The 16,081-nt window shown below is 43.8% G+C and carries 6 protein-coding genes; 2 read left to right on the top strand and 4 right to left on the bottom strand.

What is annotated here, in order from left to right:
- Window positions 1–32 precede the first annotated feature (32 nt).
- From AC59JO_RS05845 to xyl3A, 3 genes are all read right to left on the bottom strand, one after another.
- Window positions 33–1,592 carry a RagB/SusD family nutrient uptake outer membrane protein gene (locus AC59JO_RS05845; RefSeq protein WP_497304043.1) on the bottom strand — a complete coding sequence of 520 codons (1,560 nt, stop codon included), beginning with the start codon at window positions 1,590–1,592 and terminating at the stop codon, window positions 33–35.
- A gap of 24 nt (window positions 1,593–1,616) precedes the next feature.
- Window positions 1,617–4,805, bottom strand: coding sequence for a SusC/RagA family TonB-linked outer membrane protein (locus AC59JO_RS05840; protein WP_497304041.1), 3,189 nt, complete (start codon window positions 4,803–4,805; stop codon window positions 1,617–1,619).
- 1,203 nt (window positions 4,806–6,008) lie between these two features.
- Window positions 6,009–8,603 carry a xylan 1,4-beta-xylosidase gene (xyl3A, locus tag AC59JO_RS05835; protein WP_497304039.1) on the bottom strand — a complete coding sequence of 865 codons (2,595 nt, stop codon included), beginning with the start codon at window positions 8,601–8,603 and terminating at the stop codon, window positions 6,009–6,011.
- A 309-nt stretch (window positions 8,604–8,912) separates the two neighbouring features.
- Here xyl3A and AC59JO_RS05830 point away from each other — a divergent pair, with 309 nt between their 5' ends.
- Window positions 8,913–9,806: a sialate O-acetylesterase gene (locus AC59JO_RS05830; RefSeq protein WP_497304037.1), complete on the top strand. Its 894-nt coding sequence runs from the start codon at window positions 8,913–8,915 to the stop codon at window positions 9,804–9,806.
- 217 nt (window positions 9,807–10,023) lie between these two features.
- Here the strand turns inward: AC59JO_RS05830 and AC59JO_RS05825 are convergent, their stop codons facing one another.
- The gene (locus tag AC59JO_RS05825) at window positions 10,024–14,208 is read right to left on the bottom strand and encodes a hybrid sensor histidine kinase/response regulator transcription factor (protein ID WP_497304035.1); all 4,185 of its coding nucleotides are present in this window, start codon (window positions 14,206–14,208) and stop codon (window positions 10,024–10,026) included.
- Between the two features lie 559 nt (window positions 14,209–14,767).
- Here AC59JO_RS05825 and AC59JO_RS05820 point away from each other — a divergent pair.
- On the top strand, window positions 14,768–15,895 hold the full coding sequence (locus tag AC59JO_RS05820; protein WP_497304033.1) for an alpha/beta hydrolase-fold protein: 1,128 nt from the start codon (window positions 14,768–14,770) through the stop codon (window positions 15,893–15,895).
- The last annotated feature ends 186 nt before the right edge of the window (window positions 15,896–16,081 follow it).

The raw sequence follows: 16,081 nt of genomic DNA, 5'->3' as shown, positions 1-16,081 counted from the left end.
TTTTAACCGTTATTGTATAAGCAAGGTAATTATTAATAACCAGGATTTTGATGTCCGTTTACCTTAGGATTATTATCCAGCTCAGCCTGAGGAATTGGTAATAATTCATCCCTTCCCTGTTTGAAATACGGAAGCGGATCGGTGGTAAAGTATTGCTTTTTCCTCCAGCGAAGGATATCAATATTTCTTGTTTCTTCATCGCCCATTTCCACCATTTTTTCGTGCATGATGGCTTTCACAACATCGGCCTTTGAGCCAACCGGATATTGAGCGGTTGGGTAAGGCGGCATAGCAACATCTGCACGTGCACGTATCATGTTAAGATAATTGACCGCGGCAGCAGTATTGCCAAGCTCGTTTTCGCATTCGGCCAGCATCAATAAAACCTCTGCATAACGGATAATGCGCTGGTTATTGCCGCCCGGATGGAAGCTTGCCGCAGGTAAACCTTCTTTGTAAATGATCATGAATTTGCGGAAACTGATCTTCTTGGTAACTCCGTTCATCACAGAAGAATTACCGTTCTGGTCGCCGTCTGTAAGTACTGATGCGCCTTTGTTGTAAGTGTCGCCTGTTTGATAACAGGTGTAATGAAAACGGGGGTCAGATTTTGCAGCTCCGGTAGCGGTGTTCTCAAACTCGTTAATCAACTTATTTGAAGGGATGAGGTTTCTCCAGGCGATAGGATTGTATTCCTGGTTGCGTACGGTTGATTGGGCCTCTGTAGGGCTGTCGCCACCCCAGTTAAAGCCACTGTCACCTTTGTCAACAAATACAATTTCAAAGATGGATTCACTATTAAATTCAGTTTCCTCTTCAAAATTATCAAGGTATCTGCTGGTAAGCGTGTAACCGTTTACTCCGGTTGTAGGGATTTTTAAAAGAGCTGCCTTTGCACCCGCATAGTCGCCGTTTTGCATGAGTACACGGCCCAACATGGCATTAGCCGCCGAGGCGGTTGCGCGTCCTTTATCAGTACCGGACTTTTCGGGCAAAACAGCCGCGGCATCCTGAAGGTCTTTGATAATCAAAGCATAAACTTCAGACTCGGTTGCGCGGGGCTGAAAATCGCTGGCGGTTTTAACCGCCGCAGTATAAAGCGGCACTCCCCCCCATTGCGAAACCAGGTCAAAATAAGCCCAGGCGCGTAAAAATTTAGCCTCTCCAACTAAACGGTCACGCAATGCCGTGTTATCCGTTACGTTGGGGCCATTTGCAATAACCACATTAGCCCTGAAAATAGTGGTGTACCAGGTATTCCAAACAGAACTTATCACCGGGTTTGTAGGGTCGCCGGTACCGTTAAGGATCTGTCCCCTGGGGGCCTCAAGCTGTCCGCCGCCGCTTGCCACATCGTCACTTCTGAGGTCGTGAATAAAAAACCATTCTCGTGATACCAACCCCAGCGAATGGATGGAAACATAAATGGCGTTTACGCCTTTAGTTAGCTGATCGCTGGTTTTATAATATTGGTTGGTTGTTACGTTATTAGGGTCGTTGGTGTTGAGAGAGCCTTTTTTGCAGGAATTAACCGTTGCCGTTACTGTAATTGCTGTAAGGGCCGACCACAGGTATATTTTCTTAATTTTCATCGTTGTAACTTTTTAAATTAATCGTTAAAAGGTTGCCTGTAAACCCAACTGAACTGTTCTTGGCTGCGGATACTGGCCGTAATCAATACCATTTGTGAGGGTACCATTGCGTGAGCCGATTTCGGGATCGAGACCTTTGTATTTAGTGAATGTTAACAAATTGGTTGATGCTACATAGATTCTTAGCCTGTTAAGTGCATTATCGGTTTTTGACCTTAACCATGAAGAAGGAAAGTTATAACCGATCTGCAGGTTTTTAACACGCAGGTATGAGCCGCTTTCAATCCACCTGGTTGAAGGCCGTACGTTGCTGTTCGGGTCGCCGGAAATGGCGCGCGGAATATTTGTACTGGTATTTGTAGGTGTCCATGCCTTTAACACATTGGTACCGGCGTTGAAAAGTCTTGGCATACCTTCAAGGATGATCCTTTCGGCATTGAAGATTTTGTTACCATACACACCCTGGAAAAAGACTATCGCGTCGAAATTTTTATACGAAGCGCTGTAGTTTAACGAATAGGTGAATTTTGGCAGATAACTGCCCAGGAAAGTACGGTCGGCATCGTTGATTACACCATCATGGTTCACATCCCTGAATTTTAAGTCGCCCGGAGCTGCACCTGTTTGTTTAGCTGAATTGGTAACTTCGGCAGCATTTTGGAAAATCCCGTCAACAATATAGCCGTAAAACGATTGAACGGGCTGACCAACAACCGTATTGGTTATAGGGCCGCCGCCGCCGTAATCGGCGTCTCCGCCGGCAGTAATAGAAGCGTTTGCGGTACTAAGCGTTAAAACCTTGTTTCTGTTAAGGGAAAAGTTTCCGGTGATATCGTATTTAAATTCGCCGTGTGTCTTATGATAACCTAAACTAACTTCAAAACCACGGTTCCGCATCGATCCAACGTTAGCTAAGGTCCCGGCACCATTAAAACCAAAACTTGGCGGTGTAGGTACGGTTAATAAAAGGTTATCGGTTTTCCTGGTATAAACCTCAGCAGATAAAGTAAACACATCCTGGAACAAGCCCAGATCCAAACCGATATTGGTTTGCTTGGTTGTTTCCCATGACAGGTCAAGGTTGCTTAAGCCACTATAAAACGAGGCGTTTCCAAGATCGGCCAAAGAACCGTTGAACGGATAAGTAGCAATGTTAGACGAAATAGGCTGCAGGTAAGGATAGTTACCCAGTACAGTACCATTGATACCTGTTACACCATAGCCGGCCCTTAGTTTTAATGAAGAAATAGATTTGCTTCCTTTCATGAAATTTTCCTGGTCTACCTTCCAGCCTAACGATGCCGCGGGGAAGCTTTCATGTTTGTGTCCCGGTGCAAATACAGACAAGCCGTCCCGACGGATAGAGCCGGAAATCAAATATTTACCTTCAAAGTCATACCCTACGCGAGCGACCTCCGAAATGAGCAGGTTTGTACCATAAGTATAATTAGTGTAAAGATTAGTTGCGCCATTTAGCGTTCTTACCGTGTTGGTGTTTTGGTTACCTGAAGATACCTGGTTATCGCCGCGCGAGCTTTGGGCCTCGTAAACTAAAACGGCGTTAACGTGGTGCGGGCCGAAGGTTTTATCGAAGGTAAGCTGTTGAGAGTAGAGCTGGGTTGTGCTTGTGCTCCTGCCGTAATTAATAACCGCTGTTGGTGATTGAGAAGTACCACCATCATTATAAATAGGTGTATACGTGTTGTTTAGATTAGAATTGTAATCAATACCATAAATTGATTTAAAGTTAAGCCATGGGGTAAATTTCAGGGTAGCGTAAGCGTTGCCATGAATAGTGTAACCATGATTGGTGTTATCAATCAGCTTAGCTGCTTCAATAGGATTGGTTGGGTCCGAACCGTCGAAACTGTTTAATGGCCCCATAAATCCGCCTGCATTATTAGGGTTGTAGATTGGCAGGTACGGCTGCATCCTTACCACATTGGTGATAGCAGTACGGTTACCCGCATCAACGCCGTAACGCTGATGATTGATAATGGCGTTAAAGGTCTCACCAAATGACAGAAATTTACTGATCGTATGATCGGCATTTACGCGAAATGCCTTGTGGTAGGCACTTAAACCCTGGGCAATACCCTGCTGGTCGAAGTAGTTTGCGGAAGTGTAAAACCGGGTTACGGCATTGCCGCCGCTTACCGCCACATTGTGTTGCTGTATTGGCGCATTGCTCCTGAAATAAGCGTCCTGCCAGTTAGTATTGGTTTGAGCAAAGGTTTGCGAACTGCCTGCATAAATTGGCTTGTTAAAGTTGTCTGACTGCAGGCGCGGCGGTAAGGCTATGCCGGCTGCACCATTAAGGGCGCGCTCATATTGCAGGTACTGCTGGGTGTTAAGCAGGTCATATTTTTTGATGACGTTTTGTAAGCCATAATAGGAGTCGATAGTTACTTCAGTACGGCTGTTGTTGTTACCTTTTTTTGTAGTGACGATGATAACACCATTTGTACCCCGCGAACCGTAGATCGCCGCAGCACTCGCATCTTTCAACACGTCGATACTTTGAATATCCTTAATATCAACGCCTGTGAGGCTACCCGGATATCCATCTACTATATATAAAGGATCAGATCCAAAATTCACGGAGCTGATACCCCGCAATGAAATAATAGCCCCGGTTCCCGGGCCGCCATTACTGGTCACGGTTAAACCTGCTATACGCCCCTGTAACGCTTCAATACCACCTACAGGTAAAGAAGCCAGGGTTTTACCGCTAACTGATGACACCGCTCCTGTAACTTTAGCACGTTTTTGTGATCCGTAACCCACCACAACTACCTCTTCCAGGTTTTTGGTATCTTTTTTCATTTGCACCTTCAGTTCAGTACTGTTGGTAACCGAGATCTCCTGCTGGGTAAAACCAATTAACTTAAACACGAGCACAGCTGAATTGCCGGGCACTGCTATTTTAAAGTTGCCGCTGGCGTCAGTAGTTACGCCTTGGGTTGTGCCTTTGATGGAAACTGCTACGCCAGGCAGGGGTTGACCATCATCATCGGTAACTTTGCCCGAAACGTTAAACGCGGGCTTCATTTTTAAAGCACCATTTTCATTAATAGTAATACCATTTAATGAACCTGCCAAACTGCCGGTACGTGCAATTGACACCGACGGCATTGCTAACGTGCACCCGGTTAGGATGAGCGTAGCGTAACGCCACCTTTTATTATAAATTTTTTGTAAAGAATACTTCATGTTGTTAAGGTTTAAAATTTTTATTTCGATAGAGAAAGGCGGTACTTCAAATTTGTGCCCAACGTTTTCCGTATCGTTTATATAGCAAATGCCTTAAAATCGCTCTGACTCACTTTTAGACACCGTTACCGGAATTAAAAGATGATATGCAAGTTGCCTGAAGCAGACCCGGGCTTAAGCCGGAATTGAAAATGTGTTTTTGTCTTTCCATAATTTTCGTTTTAAGTGTTTAATAATTAATATTTAGGTTTGATATTATTTAACATCATCGATCCCAAACGCATCACTTTGGCTATCGGCATTCAAATTGACACTGCCGATAATCCTTACAAAACCGTAAGCCGATTATTTCGCATTAAGCGAAAACAACAGATGCCACAATGACCCGCTTTTTATTACACAGTTTATAATTGGTATGCCGGTACACCGTTTTGTTGGCAGTACCTTTGTAATAACCTTCAGTTGATCAAAACAATGAGTGTAAAAGTATCTTTAGAGGTTTGGCCAATGGCGCAATTTTTGTTTAAATCTTACAACATTTGTTTAAGCCAACCTCGCAGATCAAGATTTCCTTTTAGGGTTACAACAGTTGTATGATTAAAAAAATGGAGTAATCGCATTGGACTGTTTTCATTAAAAAACAATCTCAACATATTTATTTACAGATACTTAAAAACAAAAACAAACCCAATATCAGTTAGATTTCCTTATCAAAATCTTGTATTGATTGACGAATTTAAGGGTGAAACACAATCAATAACAATCGATTGCAGAACACTCAAAAACTACCATATTTAAGTGTTGTTAAAACAATAATTTTTACTGATCTGCAACGACAGAAATACTAAATATTTATCTTATGCCGGGCAGTTTAGCTTGTGCGTAAAATGAGCTTTTTACACACTTGTCGCACAACGACTGCCGGCAACTTCATTTAAATAGATGGTGTTGTTAAGCGTTGCTTTATGTCGTCTCTTTGTAAGGGCTGCAAAGGATTAATTTCATTTTCTAAGCTGTGTTTTGCGCTTATAGAAAACAAATAAGGACAGCCTCGCGCTGTCCTTACAACCAATTTTAAAGAAAGAAAAGTAATAAGGAGAGGTAATTTATTCTTGTTTATTATTTATGCTTAATATCCCTTAAACAATATGTAACGATGCATTTGGTTTATCAGATTGATGCGCCTCGATATTATTTATAATATCATTTAATGGTTACCTTAACTGTCTTTAGGTCGTTCTTATCCGAGCTGGTGCCATAAAGCACCTCATATTGGCCCGGTGACACTTTTACCATACCAGTTGCCTGATCAAAGAATTCAAATGTCTTTGGCGGCAAATTAATAGCCGCCAGTGTTGTTTTCCCGGCAGGTACAGTTATGCGCTTAAACGCACGTAAGGTTTTAACAGGCCCTTCTTCATCACCTGTTTTATGAACATATACCTGAATTATTTCTGTACCGTCACGCTTGCCCGTATTGTTTACCGGCACCGACAATTGTATAGATTGGTTAGCAGTAATGATACTTTTATTCAGCGCTGCGTCGCCTATCTGAAAATTGGTGTAACTTAAACCAAAACCAAATGGAAATAAAGGCTCCTGCTCCATAAAGCGGTAGGTACGACCTTTCATTTGATAATCGCTAAAGTCGGGTAACTGGTTAATACTTTTATAAAATGTAACCGGGAGGTGACCGGCCGGGTTATAATCACCAAATAACACATCGGCAACTGCCTGCCCACCTGCTTCTCCCCCATACCATGCTTGTAAAATGGCCTCACAGTTCCCGGTTTCCGGCACCAGGCCTACTGCCGATCCCGAACAGTTTATGAAAACCACCTTTTTACCTGCATTTTTAAGCGCTGCCAGGCAGTTGCGCTGCACAGCCGGCAATTCGATGTCGGTACGGTCACCACCTTTAAAACCGGGTAGTTGAATAGGCATTTCTTCGCCTTCCAGTCGCGGCGAGATGCCGCCCGCGAAGATCACCACATCCGCATCTTTAACTTTGCTAACTAAGGCGTCGTAACTTATAGGCACTTCCTTGCCAAAGTTGAAAAACAGGTTTGCGGCCCAGTTGTTAAGTTGTTTATAACGTAATTCTATTTTATAGCTTTTCCCGGCTTCTGCCTGCAGCACATAACGTCCGGGCAGTAAACGCCAGCTGCCATTGCGCAATACACTCTTCCCGTCAATCAGGAGTTCACCGCCGCCGGTGCATTCCAGTTTAAAAACAATATCGCCTGCAGCAGATGGCTTATAAACGGTTTCGTACCGTGCAGAAAAATCTTCGGTATTAACGCCCTGCGCAAACTGGTGGGCACCAAAGGTAGTAAACGACATCGGCCCTGTTACCCGGGTGGTTATAACCGGGCTGCCCTCCATGTTGCGGTTATTCCAGTAAGTGGCCTTTATGCCGGGCTGGCCGTCTATACTGCTTTCGGCAATACCGGTTTCGGTAACCTTATCGTCCGTCAGGTCGCAGGCCTTGTCATAAATGATCTGGCCGGGACTTAATTTCGACCGGATCCCTTCCAATATATTGACGGTACTTGCCGGCGTACCGTTATAGTTACCCCAAAGCATTGGCGAATCATCGGCATTAGGGCCAATAATAGCTACTTTCTGCAGATTTTTGCTTAAAGGCAGGATGTTATTTTTGTTTTGAAGCAGTGTCATTGTCTCCCGCGCCATGTCAAGGGCCAGTTTCTGATGCGCAGGCGAATTAACTACAGAAAGCGGGATCTTTGTCCAGGGAACTAATTCGTCCTTATCCATCTCGCCCAGTTCAAAGCGCTGGGTCATTAACCGCACCACGCTGGCATCGATGTCTTTTTCCCTGATTAAACCGCGGGCAACGGCATCCGGGATCTTGTCAAAGGCGTAGCCTACGCACTCCACATCTGTGCCCGACAGCACAGCCTTAGCCGATGCGTGCGCTGCATCCGATGAAGATTTATGGGTACGGTAAAAATCGGTAATAGCCCCGCAATCAGATACAACAAGGTATTTAAAGCCCCAGTCCTGTCTTAATATCTGGCCAAGCAGCCTGCTGTTACCACAGCAAGGCTCATCATCAAGGCGCTGATAGGCACACATCACTTCCCTCACATCGGCTTCGGTAACAAGCGATTTGAAGGCCGGCAGATATGTTTCCCATAAATCGCGTGCGCTAACATTATTAATATTTAGTTCGTGCCGGCTCCATTCCGGCCCCGAGTGCACTGCATAATGCTTTGCACAAGCCAATAATTTACGGTACCGGGCATCTGCCGGCCCCTGCAATCCCTTCACAACTGAAACACCCATGCGCGAAGTAAGGTAAGGGTCTTCACCGTAAGTTTCCTGGCCGCGTCCCCAGCGCGGATCACGAAAGATGTTGACATTGGGCGTCCAAACCGACAGGTCATGAAAACGCTGGCTCTCGCCATGCTTTTTGTAATCATTATTTTTAGCCCGCGCTTCGTCAGATACGGCGTCAAAAACATGAAATAGCGCCTCATCGTCAAACGATGCCGCCATACCGATTGGTTCCGGGAACACCGTTACCGGCCCCTGGTTGGCATAGCCATGCAGTGCTTCGCTCCACCAGTTAAACTTTTTGATGCCAAGGCGGGGTACTGCGTCAGAAACGTCTTTCATCAAGCCTACTTTTTCTTTAAGGGTAAGCCTCTTCACCAGGTCCTTCGCCCTCGCCTCCGATGGTAGCTTTGGGTTTTGATAAGGCATTTTCTGCGCATTTGCACAAATAGTATAAAAAAGTAATGTGCTTATCAGTAAACTTTTTTTAAGGTTCATATAATAGTTTGTAGTTAGTCAGCTTCGCTCAGTCAAAAGTATTGAGCGACATAAACTTTATATGACACGCATGTTGAAAAGCTTAACACATTGGTTTACGACTGTTGGAACCATATAAGCGTTTTTAAAGCGTTATTTGTGGGTTACCAGGCTTTCGGTAGGTTATAAACGCTATCAAAGCCATAAGCCGGCGTCAACAACTGTTATAGTACTTTCAACAATTGTTGTAATAGCATATTTGGTTGTTCAGGTACTTTTATTGAGTAGCTGCCGGGCTATTTGCCCGATATAAAACCCTCAAAACATACAATGAATACAAGAGCCTTTTTTTTCACCCTGTTCGTTATCATTTCATTATTTACCGGCACTGCATCAGCCCAAAACAAAAAGTTTTATATCTTTTTGTGCTTCGGCCAGTCGAATATGGAAGGTAACGCCCGTATTCAACCACAGGATACCGTTGTTGACCCGCGCTTACAAGTATTGGAAACAGTTGACTGCCCTAACCTTAAACGAACAAAAGGCAACTGGTATACTGCTGTGCCACCTTTGGCACGCTGCTACACAGGCCTTACACCGGCCGACTACTTCGGTCGCACTTTAATAGCCACCCTGCCCGACGATATAACAGTTGGCATAGTGAATGTATCAGTAGCGGGTTGTAAAATTGATTTGTTCCAGAAAGACACTTATAAGAGTTATGTTGCGACCGCACCCTCCTGGATGGTAAACATGATCAATGAATATGGCGGAGATCCTTACGGCCATTTAGTAGAGATGGCTAAACTCGCTCAAAAAAATGGCGTGATCAAAGGGATCTTGCTGCACCAGGGCGAGTCAAATCCTAATGACACACTTTGGACACAAAAAGTGAAAGGTATTTATGACATGCTGGTAAAGGACCTTCATCTGAAAGCCCGGAAAGTTCCGTTGCTGGCCGGTGAACTGGTTAATGCAGATCAGGACGGCAAATGTGCGGCGATGAACCAAATAATCGATCAGCTCCCGGTTGTTATCCCCAATGCCTATGTGATCAATTCGGGCGGGTGCCCGGCTGCACCTGATAAATTACACTTCACAGCCGAAGGCTACCGGATCTTAGGCACAAGGTACGGATTAAAAATGCTTAATTTACTGGGTTACAAGCCCCAATCCACTGCCGATCCTGTACCGGCACAACCAACCGGGAGCACCGGCAAATAATAGCGTGCTCACTTTTATCCCCAAGAAGTTTTAAAAACATTCATTACCGTTGGTTTTAACCAACAGTAAAAGAGTTGAAAAGTCCAGGCTTTAGCCCAATTATACAGCAGATTTAGGCTGAAGCCCTCCTATCGCTACCCATTATCCCGTTGGTTGAAACCAACGGCAATGAAATTTTATCTATTTGTAAACGATATTCTTCATTTTCTTGCAGTTTCTAAGCAACGCTTTTAACGCTTACTTTTTTCACCCGGTATTCGGATGGTAAGATGTTATATTTTGCTTTGAATGATTTGGTAAAATAATGAGGCGTAGAAAAACCGATAGAATATGCGATCTCGGCAATGGTCAGATCGGTTTTCTCGAGCAATATAGTTGCCTTGTCCAGTTTTATCGAGCGGATGAATTCTACAGGCGGTTCCCCGGTGAGTTCAGTGATCTTGCTATAAAATGATCCCCTGCTCATGCTAAAGTGATGACTGATCTCTTCGACAGAGAATTTGGGATTGTTCATATTTTTCTCAATATACATCACCACATCTTTAATAAACCGCTCTGACGAGGACTCTATATCCATATCCGCAGGGATAACCTTTATTTTTTTTTGGTAAGTTTCCTTAAGCGATTTATTTAAATGAAGCAGGTTTTTGATCTTGATATTCAGGATATCAAAATTGAAAGGCTTGGTAAGGTAATCATTCACACCCAACTCCAGTCCTGCAAGTTGATCCTTTTGGCTTGCCATCGCAGTTAACAAAATAATAGGGATGTGACTGGTTCGCTTATCGGCCCTGAGTTTACAGCTTAATTGGATCCCATCCATATAAGGCATACTGATATCGCTGACTATCAGATCGGGATGTACAGCGAGCGCCTTATGCCAGCCGTCCCGGCCATTAACCGCTTCGGATACTTTATAAGTAGCTCCAAGGTTTTCGGCCAGATAATGCCGCATATCATCATTATCTTCAATGATCAGCACATGCAGCCTGTCAATGCCTGTAGCAATTTCAGGTTGTGGCTTGCTGTCCGTATCTTCGCCGGTAAAGTTGGATGCCGTTTCGGGCTGATTTTGGTGGGCTATTGCTGTTTCGGATAGATCAATTACCGGCAGTGAAATGGTTAAAGAAAACGTTGATCCTTTACCCGGCTCACTTTCCAAGCTAATCTGGCCGCCGTGCAGTTGTACAAGCTCGCGCGTAATGGATAAGCCTATCCCGCTGCCCTGGTTAAGGATAGCGGGCTGGGCATCCGCCTGGTAAAACCTGTCAAAAACGTGACCAACCTGTTCGGCCGAAATGCCCGTACCGGTATCTGCAACTGAAATGCTAAGCTGGTATGAGCTGCCATCCGTCGAAATAACGGGAGCAGTAACTTCCACGGTAATTTGTCCCCCCTGCATAGTAAATTTAAAAGCATTGGATAGCAGGTTAAATAATATCCGCTCAACTTTGTCATGATCAAACTTTGCAAATAACCTTTCTCCGGTAGTCTTAAAAACGGTTGAAATCTTTTTTCTCCTGGCCAGATCGTAAAACGAATCGGCAACTTCACGAACAAAAGAAATGAACTCCCCTTCAACCAAATTCAATTTAAGTTCGTTCTCTTCAAGTTTTCTGAAATCAAGCAACTGATTGACCAGGTTAAGCAACCTGCGCGAATTTCTTTTGATAACGCCTAATTGCTCGGCAACAGGTTCGGTATTAGGCTGCTCCAGAAGTTTATCAACCGGTGCCATTATCAAAGATATCGGTGTGCGGAATTCGTGGCTCAGGTTGGTTAAAAACTTAATCTTCATTTCATCCAATTCATGACGGGCTTCGGCTGCTTTACGCTCCTGCTCATCATGAAGCTTTCTTTTAAGCTTTTTGACACCCTGCCTGCGGATAAGTAATAACACGCCAAAAGCCAGCAGAACATAAAATATATAAGCATATATGGTCATCCAGAAAGGCGGCTTCACTATAATTTTAAGCGATGTACCTATATCATTCCATTTTCCGTCGTTATTGGCAGCTTTTACCCTGAAGGTGTACTCGCCCGGATCAAGATTAGTATAGCTGGCAGTTGTTGAAGTACCTGCATTTTTCCAGGAATTGCTGAATCCCTCTAATATATACGAATAACGATTTTGTTGCGGAAGCGTATAATTAAGCGCAACAAAGTTGATGGAGAAATCCTGCTTATACTTGATAGTGACTTGCTGCATCCCATTAATGTTAACAGGCAATGGATTGTCATGATCGGGCGAGATCCGCTTGTTATCTATACTTAGGGTAGTTAACACCACCGGCGGCAGTTTTTTGTTGAGCCTCACATCAGCGCTTCTAAAATAATTAAACCCATCCACACCACCGAAATAGAGCGTACCATCTGCACCAATAATGCCCGATCCATTTAAAAACACATTGTTTTGAAGGCCATTATCATGACAATAAACGTAAAGCTTCTGGTCTGCCGGATCAATCCGGCCAATGCCCTGATTAGTGCTGAACCAAATATTACCCGTTTTATCCTGTAAAATTTTACAGATCACGCCGTTGGGTAATTGGCTATTATATTTAAAGGCGGTTACCTTTTTATGCCGATAATCGTAACAGAAAAGACCATCACCGTTTGTGCCTATCCACATATTTCCGCCGGCATCCTTTTTTATTGACAAAACTTCTGCTATTGGCAAGCCGGTGTTAGCCGGATTAAGAATATCAAACATTTTTGTACCCGGGTTATAAATAGCGATGCCTGTGCCGTACGAGCCAATCCACATATTGCCGTCGCTATCCTCTTCAAAGGCCCTGATATAGCCGTTTGAAGGAAATTTATAACCTTTTACCGGCGAAATAGCCGGCGAAAATCTGCGGAAAGTATCTGCCTTAGCATCAAAAATATCAATACCGGCTCCGTTAGTTCCAATCCATATGTTACCAAAGTGATCTTCCCTGAAACAAAAAATATTATTTTGACTGATGTTTTGCTTTCCCACGCCACTGGTAAATTGCGTATAGGCGTTTGTCGCTGTGTTTAGTTTAAAAAGCCCGTGCCCGAATGTTCCTACCCATAGTTGCTGTTTATGATCAAGCAACATAGCCAGGATGGGCAAACCTGCCGAATTTATTTTCTCTTTGGGCTTTATGGGGATATGACTGAAACGGTTGGTTTTGTTATTGAAGATACTAAGGCCGCCGCCATCAGTACCTACGTACAGTTCATTATCGTTTTTTTGTGCAAATGACGATACGATAGGCGCGCTAAGACCAAAAGGATCTAACTCGGTTGATTGAACGTAATTAAATAAAGTCAGGTTCTTGTCGTATTTATTGATGCCGCCCATATAGGTCCCCACCCAATAAATACCATCGGGATCGATATAAATACTCCGGATAGATTTGCTGTTAAGGCTGTACGGGTCGCGCGGGTCATGACGGTAACGGACGGATTGTCCGGTATTAATATCCATGATATTAAGGCCCCCCTCTGTACCTACCCAAATATGATCTTTGTCGTCGGCAGCTATGCTGTAAACAATATCGCCGCACAATGAATGTTCGTCCTTATCATTATAACGATAGTTAATAAAGTGTTGACCATCTTTTGTTAAGCGGCTTAAGCCATTTGATGTACCAACCCACACGTCCCCTCTCTTATCTTGCCCAACTGTCATTACTACATCAGATGGCAAGCTGCCAGGATCTTTTTTTTGATGGCGGAAAGCTTTGAAACTCCTATGCGTTTCATCATACAAATACAAGCCCGCACTGGTACATACCCACATCCGGTTGTAGCTATCCTCAAAAATATAGCCCATACTTTTAACCGGTATCTGGCCTGGCTTATCTGCACCCGTTTCAAAATGACCGATATGTTCACGGTCCGGAGCAATCACATCAAGCCCATCCACGGTACCTACCCATATAGCGCCCTTGCTATCCGCGCGTATAGCAGTGATAACGCCCTGGCTTAAATGCTGTCCCTTTAAGGGCGAAGTAAAACTCTTGAAAGCATCCGCCGCCCGATCATAATAATAAAGACCATAACCAATAGTACCTACCCATAATGTACCTGTACGGTCAATGCAAATGCTGCTTATTTCGTTTGAACCGGGCTCAACCTGCCTTTTCATGCCCAGCGGATAAACTTTAAAGCGTTTGCCATCATATCGGTTCAAGCTTTCTGACGTGCCTATCCATATCATTCCATTAACATCCTTTATTATGGTGTTTACGGCGTTGCCCATTAATCCCTGCTTGGTGGTTAATGCTGTGAACTTGATATTAGGTTTTTGTGCATATACCTGGATACAGAATACGGTTAAGACAACCGGCATCAATACAATACGCGCAAAGCCGGTCAGCACGGCATACATCGTTACACGCGTACAGAATTTGGGTAAAGAATGCTTCATAAGTGACAGGTTACAATTTCCGGTGCAGACAAGCCGCAGGAAAAAATTGTTTATGAATTATGGTTTTAAAATTGGTTTGACTGATGCTTTTGAAATACATCACTATCCAAATTTACATTTTATGCCGGCGAAACAGGCAAACTTTTGTTCAAAGAAATAACACACTTGTTCAATTATATCAATAATTATTGTACAAAAGTGAATATAAACAATTTTATAGCGATGATGTCAACATACTTATTAACGACAAACGTTGTAAAATTATGCTAAAAACTGCGTACCCTGTTTTGGCCATAAAAATACCTTTACAATAAAAAAAACAGCCCCAAACAGCAAGATCGCCCTTATAAACTATTTTGAAAGACTTTATTCCTGATCAATGTTTCATTCATAACGAAAACCGGACCGGGTAAAAATTAAACAAAGCAACAATTAAAATATGTGTAATAAATACAATTAATTGCAATTTAATCATTAATCATGTAAAACAACATTTTACCTGATTAAAACAGTCCGGACACTCAGCTAATCCGCAATAAATAAACCTCAATATTCAATCATGAACGCCAAACATTTACTTCCCTTATTGGGCATTACATTTGCCTCCGGCCTCTGCATGGCACAAACGGCTTCAAATTCAATAGCCGACGATTTTAAACCATCCACCTATAATCAGCCGGGGCAAGAGTATCCCCAGGTGAACTCGCAGGGCTACGCTCGTTTTCGTATCAAAGCCCCGCAATCCGACAGTATCAAAGTCAGCCTTGGCCTTGGCGGACGCGGGGGCACTAAGCTCACAAAAGGAGCCGACGGGTTTTGGACCGGCACTACAGAGGGGCCAATGGATGAAGGGTTTCACTACTACCACTTAACCATTGATGGCGGAGTATTTAACGATCCGGGTACATTAAATTTTTATGGTTCTACGCGCTGGGAAAGCGGTATTGAAATACCCGCTCACGATCAGGATTTTTACGCGCTTAAAGATGTTCCGCACGGTAATGTGCAGCAGATCCTTTTCCCCTCCAAAAGCACCAATACTTCACGCAGGGCTTTCGTTTACACTCCGCCCGGATATGAAAAAGATAAATCAAAAAAATACCCGGTATTATACCTGCAGCACGGCTGGGGCGAAGATGAAACTGCCTGGAGCAACCAGGGCCACGCCAACCTGATTATGGATAACTTAATTGCAGGCGGCAAAATAGAGCCATTTATCATTGTAATGACTTACGGCATGACCAATGATGTGAGGCCAGGCCCCGGTGCATTAAAAAGCTTTAAGATAGAGCCGTTTCAAACAGTATTAACTGATGAGCTTATCCCCTACGTTGATGCCAGCTTCCGCACAAAGGCCGACAAGGCCCACCGGGCTATGGCAGGGTTGTCAATGGGTGGGATGGAAACGCATATGATAACGCTAAACAAGCCCGAACTTTTTGCTTATTATGGCCTGCTCAGCGGCGGCATTTATACCCCGGACGAACTTAAAGACAAGGCAAAACCTAAACTAATATTTATAAGCTGCGGCAGTAAGGAACGGCCCGAAAGCGTAAAAAACGCAGTAGCTACCTTAAAGGGTGCCGGATATGATGCTGTATCATACGTATCTGAAAACACCGCCCACGAATTTCTTACCTGGCGCCGAAGTCTTTATGAACTTGCCCCTTTGCTGTTTAAAGAATAAAGCTCTATCGCCCCTATAAATAACACAAAAGCCCTGTCGGTCTCTCTTGACAGGGCTTTTTTATAAATTCACAGAACCGATTTCATTTCTCAAATAATGAAAAATGTCATTTCGACAGAGCAGAGGGCCGGCTGAGTGTTGGCGCGAAAGAGAAATCTTCTACAACATACTGCGCGAAAAAGCAAG

The organism is Mucilaginibacter sp. A5337 (assembly GCF_059690695.1).
The sequence above is the reverse complement of the archived record's forward strand: the minus strand, read 5'-3'. Positions and strand labels throughout refer to the sequence as shown.

Excerpts from the sequence above, each read along its gene's own strand:
- AC59JO_RS05825 (WP_497304035.1), bottom strand. The coding sequence starts at position 14,208 with ATGAAGCATTCTTTACCCAAATTCTGTACGCGTGTAACGATGTATGCC.
- AC59JO_RS05830 (WP_497304037.1), top strand. The coding sequence starts at position 8,913 with ATGAATACAAGAGCCTTTTTTTTCACCCTGTTCGTTATCATTTCATTA.
- AC59JO_RS05820 (WP_497304033.1), top strand. The coding sequence starts at position 14,768 with ATGAACGCCAAACATTTACTTCCCTTATTGGGCATTACATTTGCCTCC.
- xyl3A (WP_497304039.1), bottom strand. The coding sequence starts at position 8,603 with ATGAACCTTAAAAAAAGTTTACTGATAAGCACATTACTTTTTTATACT.
- AC59JO_RS05840 (WP_497304041.1), bottom strand. The coding sequence starts at position 4,805 with ATGAAGTATTCTTTACAAAAAATTTATAATAAAAGGTGGCGTTACGCT.
- AC59JO_RS05845 (WP_497304043.1), bottom strand. The coding sequence starts at position 1,592 with ATGAAAATTAAGAAAATATACCTGTGGTCGGCCCTTACAGCAATTACA.